Origin of the sequence: Vibrio sp. V01_P9A10T6 (assembly GCF_963877065.1) — a bacterium.
Lineage (GTDB): Bacteria > Pseudomonadota > Gammaproteobacteria > Enterobacterales > Vibrionaceae > Vibrio > Vibrio anguillarum.
Genome location: NZ_CAWNTB010000085.1, coordinates 1 through 4,569, shown reverse-complemented (window position 1 = coordinate 4,569; position 4,569 = coordinate 1). Strand labels below are relative to the sequence as shown.

Annotated in this window: 8 protein-coding genes; 5 read left to right on the top strand and 3 right to left on the bottom strand. The window is 40.1% G+C overall.

Going from position 1 to position 4,569, the window contains the following annotated elements:
* On the bottom strand, positions 1-181 hold a 181-nt coding region (locus AACQ21_RS04680), incomplete at its 3' end, for an RNA recognition motif domain-containing protein (protein WP_105976775.1).
* A 253-nt stretch (positions 182-434) separates the two neighbouring features.
* On the opposite strand from AACQ21_RS04680, the gene AACQ21_RS04675 reads away from it, so the two are divergent.
* From AACQ21_RS04675 to AACQ21_RS04655, 5 genes are all read left to right on the top strand, one after another.
* On the top strand, positions 435-1,037 hold the full coding sequence (locus tag AACQ21_RS04675) for a hypothetical protein (protein WP_105976774.1): 603 nt from the start codon (positions 435-437) through the stop codon (positions 1,035-1,037).
* A 150-nt stretch (positions 1,038-1,187) separates the two neighbouring features.
* Positions 1,188-1,691, top strand: a complete 504-nt coding sequence (locus AACQ21_RS04670; RefSeq protein WP_105976773.1) for a hypothetical protein — start codon at positions 1,188-1,190, stop codon at positions 1,689-1,691.
* Positions 1,692-1,705: 14 nt separating this feature from the next.
* Positions 1,706-1,831, top strand: a complete 126-nt coding sequence (locus AACQ21_RS04665; RefSeq protein WP_258174205.1) for a hypothetical protein — start codon at positions 1,706-1,708, stop codon at positions 1,829-1,831.
* Between the two features lie 164 nt (positions 1,832-1,995).
* Positions 1,996-2,448, top strand: coding sequence for an NUDIX hydrolase (locus tag AACQ21_RS04660; RefSeq protein WP_017050098.1), 453 nt, complete (start codon positions 1,996-1,998; stop codon positions 2,446-2,448).
* Positions 2,449-2,592: 144 nt separating this feature from the next.
* Positions 2,593-3,285, top strand: coding sequence for a hypothetical protein (locus tag AACQ21_RS04655; RefSeq protein WP_081245530.1), 693 nt, complete (start codon positions 2,593-2,595; stop codon positions 3,283-3,285).
* 114 nt (positions 3,286-3,399) lie between these two features.
* Here AACQ21_RS04655 and AACQ21_RS04650 read toward each other — a convergent pair whose 3' ends face one another.
* Positions 3,400-3,699, bottom strand: a complete 300-nt coding sequence (locus tag AACQ21_RS04650; RefSeq protein ID WP_019282621.1) for a type II toxin-antitoxin system RelE/ParE family toxin — start codon at positions 3,697-3,699, stop codon at positions 3,400-3,402.
* Positions 3,696-3,938, bottom strand: a complete 243-nt coding sequence (locus AACQ21_RS04645; protein WP_017045414.1) for a type II toxin-antitoxin system ParD family antitoxin — start codon at positions 3,936-3,938, stop codon at positions 3,696-3,698. Before AACQ21_RS04645 ends, AACQ21_RS04650 begins: the two co-directional genes overlap by 4 nt.
* Positions 3,939-4,569: the final 631 nt, after the last annotated feature.

Below are 4,569 nucleotides of genomic sequence, written 5' to 3'. Positions count from 1 at the left end.
TAGAAATTGCAGCATTAGCTTCGTTTTCGTTTGGCATTTCGACAAAAGCAAAGCCTTTTGATTGACCCGTTACTTGGTCTAAAACAAGCGTACATTCGGCTACGGAGCCATGAGCTGAGAATAAAACACGAAGTTCTTGTTCAGTTGTAGAGCGAGATAGATTGCGAACTAAAAGTTTCATGATGAACCAGTTGGTAGTAAATGACAGTGCGAATTGTGGCAGCTAAAGATAAGTTTGGCTAAGCAATTCGTTCTTTATACTGAGTATTGGTTAAAAAACTGCATAACAAACGGCTCAAGAGGGATTGCCAACGCGTGGCGGCTTTAGTACAAAATTGAAATTCAGAGTTTACGGTGTGTTTTTAAGTTCGGCGGTGCGTTGTCAACCCCTTAGCCGGGCGTTATACCCCAGTACTAATAATTGAGATTAGAATATGACAAAAGAAGAGTTAGAACAGGAACTTTCAAAATCTGAAATTGAGCATTTTAAAGCCCAGATTTTGAATCTAAAAGCTCAGACAGAAACTCTAAGAAAACCATTTTGGCATAGCGTCCAGTTCTGGACAATTTTGAGTGGACTCATAGTTGCACTTATCGGTTACACAAGCACTTGGCAATCTCAAGCGGCTAAAGATATGAATGCATTGGTTCAAATGCAATTAACAACAACCAAAGAAAAGCTGGCAGATGAGTCCAATAATCTAGCTGTAATTAAATTGGAGTTAGCGAAACATAAGCAAGAATTAGAAACCTTAATGGTGAAGCACCAGGGTTTAGTTGAGCAAAACCAGAAGCTTGAAAAGTTTAATGCCGTTTTAGGGGAACTCACTCTGGAAAATAGAGAACGAATCTCAGCGCTAATTTTCAATGAACTAATTGAAAGTAGAGAATACCTTACTGAGAAACTCATCGACAAAGAAGGCGACATTGGACCTCAGGATATTGGAGAGTCCTTTGCGTATATCATCACAAAAGCTCTTATATACAGGGATATAGAAGTTAATAGCAAGCTAGTAGAAAGTTTCCCTGAAGAATAAGCCAAGGGGTATAACAAGAAATTTAAGAGTGATTCACAACGCTTGGCGCCTTCACTTCAAGTCAGTTTAGTGTTTATGGCACAATGCTTTAGGTAAGGTGTTGGCGTTGTTCACACCTTAATTTGGCGTTATAAGAAATAGGATAGTTTTGTGGGAAGTTCAGTTTCAATAGAGTTGGCATATAGCTATGCAATGATGGCGCTCGACCAAGAATTGAAGCGCTTTGACTCGTTAGATAACAAAGCCAATAAATTTCTTGGTCTGATATCTGTTGTTCTTGGGGTATTAGTTAGTGTAATTGGTTGGGGTTTCGATAAATTCTTCCCTCCTGTTACAGCAATGCAGTGCTGGGTGGTATTCTTGCTATTTTTGATCATTTCTAATTTGTCACTAGCATGGCACTATTTGTTCAAGTCAATCAAAGTATCTGATTTTCCAACGTTGAAACTTGATCGCAATGTTTCGTCCACCCTATGTGACTTTGAAGAAGAAAACATTAAAACTATCATAATTTCATATCAAGAATTACTCAGCGAACATAAAAGTGTAATGCTAGTAAAAGAATATTATGTCGAAAAAGCATATAAATGTATTTCATATGGAGCGATGCTAACTTTGATGGCGTTGTTCTTCATCATGGTTTCTCAACTATAATTGGAATTGTAAATATGGCAAATAACAACAATCAAAAAGAACAACGACCAGAGCCGTCAAGGCAAGGAAATGGCGGAGGGTTTGGCGTAGATTGGTCGAAAAAATCTGATGATAATAAGAAAGCAGAAAGGCGTGGCTAATTTCTTATAACAAAGCATTTAAGAGTGATTCCCAACGCTTGGCATTTTTCATTCCATCGTTGGGTTTCGTGTTTAAGGTGGTATGGTTAGGTTTCTTGGTAGCGTTGCTCACACCTTAATGCGGCGTTAGCCGACAAGCGAAAATTTTAAATTCAGAGGTAAATATGATTCCATTAAATTCATCTGTTGTTTCAGGGGTGGCAGTCTCGGAAATTGATGGTGAAATGAAGCTTCTACTTATGAAGCGAGTAAAAGGTGGCTTCTGGTGTCATGTTGCAGGTTCAATTGAACAAGGCGAAACAGGCATTGACGCCATCACTCGAGAGTTCAGAGAAGAAACACAAATTGAGGCTTCCCCCCTATATAATGCTCAGTTTCTAGAACAATTCTACGAAGCCAGTGTTAATGTTATTCAGCTCATACCTGTTTTCGTAGTGATGTGCCCACCAGAGCAAGGGGTGGTTTTAAATGAAGAACATACAGAGTATAAGTGGTGCAGTTTAGAGGAAGCTCTTGGATTGGCTCCATTTCCAAACCAACACGAAGTGTATAAGCATGTTTGGTCGTATTTCGTAGAAAAGCCAGCTAATGCACTCTATCGTGTAGATGTCGGCTAACAAACGGCTCAAGAGGGATTGCCAACGCGTGGCGGCTTTAGTACAAAATTGAAGTTCGATGTTTACAGTGGTTTTTTGAGTTCGGTAGTGCGTTGTCAACCCCTTAGCCGGGCGTTAAGCAGAAAATCGGAATCGGTGGCAGTAATGGAAATAAAAAAGAAAAGTGAAAGTGGTACACCGTGGTACCCCGTTTCAATAGAAAGGCTTGATGGATTACTATCGAATGCGATCTGCACCAATGATGCATATGAGCACACATATGCTCTGAGGCGTAACATTGCGTACAATCTTCAATACATCGAATTTCAACTGAAGGTTATAGAGGATATTAAACTCAGCTCGGTTCTCTACACACAAACAGTTAAGTCCATCTTGCTGGTTGGTTGTAGCGTTATCGAATCAATCCTTCATTACGTTTTGATTGTTAATGGTGTCCACTCTACTACGGAGTGGAAGGAAAAAGCAGTATTTAAAGGCAATCAGAAAAAGTACGAAGGCGAGCAAGTAAGAGTCGATACAGTTATTTATTCTAAGCTAGATCAGCCAGTGCTGAAGCACATGACGTTTGATGCAATGATTAAGAGTGCGAAATCCAAAAACATCTTCGGAAAAGAGCCTCTAATCTATGAGAAATTGAATGAGTTAAGGACTCTTCGAAACAAGGTTCATTTGCAAGTCATTAATACACCAACGGACACTGACTGGAATTCATTCAATTCCTCCGATCTATCAGATATCTCAGTTGTACTCTACGAAGTATTTAGTAGTGAACTGTTTAATTTGTCCGAAAGCCAACAAGGGTGTTTTGAGTATTTGCGTCGTAACTTTTCTGCTTAACAAACGGCTCAAGAGGGATTGCCAACGCGTGGCGGCTTTAGTGCAAAATTGAAGTTCAGTGTTTACAGTGGTTTTTTGAGTTCGGCGGTGCGTTGTCAACCCCTTAGCCGGGCGTTATGCGCCAAAGATTGGATTTACATCCATACTCTTATGCAAGATTCTTATGATCTGGATGTTTTGGCTACCAATTTGTTGATAAAAAATAACATGGCTTCCTTGTGGGAATTTTCGGTAGCCATCTCTGATTTCATCACAAGTTTTACCGATATCAGGATTTTCAGCGAGTAGCCAAAATGATTCATCGAATTGTTTGAGATAAATATTTCGTTGCTCGCGGCCCCACCTGCGAGAGGTAAATAAGGCAATATCTTTTAAATCGGATTTTGCCTTGTTGGTTAGTTGGAATGGTTTCATTTTCTTTCTTCGCTATCTAGTTCACTGATAAACGAATCGAGGTCATAATCAGCCATACCACTTTCTTCACCTTCAACGAGCAGTTGTCGTAAAGTGTTCATTTTCGTTTCTTGTGTTTCGAGTAAACGTAGAGCGGAACGAATTACTTCACTTGCTGAGCCATAGCGTCCACTTTGGATTTGGCTACTAATGAAACCATCAAAGTGGTCGCCGAGAGTGATGCTAGTATTTTTAGCCATTGTAATCTCCTAATACCAAATAGTACCTAATTATGGTATTAACTTGAGGTAATCGCAAGTGGCGCATAACAAACTGTTTAAGAGTGATTCGCAACGCGTGGCATTTTTACTATGCGTTGTGTTTGGTGTTTAAGGCGGTATGCGGAAGCTTCGGTATTGCGTTGCTCACACCTTAACAGGGCGTTATGCAACTCAGGTAAATTTAGGGGTTCAATCTTTTGAGGTTTCTCCGGCCATTCGTTTTGTGTTGTCGGCAAATGAGCATTTTTACCCTAAAATTCGTAGTTTACTCAAGTCGTAAAACAGGTAAGGTTCTTTGTTTGCCTCAATGAGTTTTGGTGCTGGTTTGTTGTGAATTTAGCGGGCGCAAAGTGTGGAAAGGGCAAGTTAATCGAGCATTTTGGACTTGCTGAAGTTTTCGCTCGTTGAGTTTGCCTGATCCAAAAGCTTGGTTTGTTGCTGAAAGGTGAACTTTGTTTTGGCGGCTTATTTATCACGGCTCTGGCTTGGGTTGATTCTTGAATCACTTAACCATTGCAATCGTGGCTTTTGGTTGTGTAAAGTCAGTTTATCTCATTGAATTTGCATAACAAACGGCTCAAGAGGGATTGCCAACGCGTGGCGACTTTAG

What these genes read in the sequence shown, in the direction of transcription:
- AACQ21_RS04675 (WP_105976774.1), top strand. Translation starts at nt 435, where the DNA reads ATGACAAAAGAAGAGTTAGAACAGGAACTTTCAAAATCTGAAATTGAG.
- AACQ21_RS04655 (WP_081245530.1), top strand. Translation starts at nt 2,593, where the DNA reads ATGGAAATAAAAAAGAAAAGTGAAAGTGGTACACCGTGGTACCCCGTT.
- AACQ21_RS04665 (WP_258174205.1), top strand. Translation starts at nt 1,706, where the DNA reads ATGGCAAATAACAACAATCAAAAAGAACAACGACCAGAGCCGTCAAGG.
- AACQ21_RS04650 (WP_019282621.1), bottom strand. Translation starts at nt 3,699, where the DNA reads ATGAAACCATTCCAACTAACCAACAAGGCAAAATCCGATTTAAAAGAT.
- AACQ21_RS04660 (WP_017050098.1), top strand. Translation starts at nt 1,996, where the DNA reads ATGATTCCATTAAATTCATCTGTTGTTTCAGGGGTGGCAGTCTCGGAA.
- AACQ21_RS04645 (WP_017045414.1), bottom strand. Translation starts at nt 3,938, where the DNA reads ATGGCTAAAAATACTAGCATCACTCTCGGCGACCACTTTGATGGTTTC.